Annotated in this window: 1 rRNA gene; it reads right to left on the bottom strand. The window is 53.1% G+C overall.

Annotation, left to right across the window (positions count from 1 at the left end):
- A 23S ribosomal RNA gene (locus GPK58_RS12490) occupies nt 1–567 on the bottom strand; the annotation flags it as partial.

The raw sequence follows: 567 nt of genomic DNA, 5'->3' as shown, positions 1-567 counted from the left end.
TACCGTTTCTCAGCCTCCCACCTATCCTGTACATGCAACACCGGACCCCAGTGCCAAACTGGAGTAAAGCTCCATGGGGTCTTTCCGTCCTGGCGCGGGTAGCCAGCATCTTCACTGGCACTTCAATTTCACCGGATGTATTGCCGAGACAGCGCTCAAATCATTACGCCTTTCGTGCGGGTCGGAACTTACCCGACAAGGAATTTCGCTACCTTAGGACCGTTATAGTTACGGCCGCCGTTTACTGGGGCTTAAATTCAAAGCTTCGACTTACGTCTAACCTCTCCTCTTAACCTTCCAGCACCGGGCAGGCGTCAGCCCATATACCTCACCTTTCGGTTTCGCATAGACCTGTGTTTTTGCTAAACAGTTGCTTGAGCCTATTCTCTGCGGCCTGCTCTCGCAGGCACCCCTTCTCCCTAAGTTACGGGGCCATTTTGCCGAGTTCCTTGGCAATACTTCTTCCGCCGGCCTTAGGATTCTCTCCTCATCCACCTGTGTCGGTTTACGGTACGGGTACAATATGAACGATAGCGGCTTTTCTTGACGCATGGCTCACGGGCTTCG

Source organism: Blautia sp. MCC270 (assembly GCF_018785605.1).
GTDB classification, from domain to species: Bacteria; Bacillota; Clostridia; order Lachnospirales; family Lachnospiraceae; genus Blautia_A; species Blautia_A fusiformis.
The sequence above is the reverse complement of the archived record's forward strand: the minus strand, read 5'-3'. Positions and strand labels throughout refer to the sequence as shown.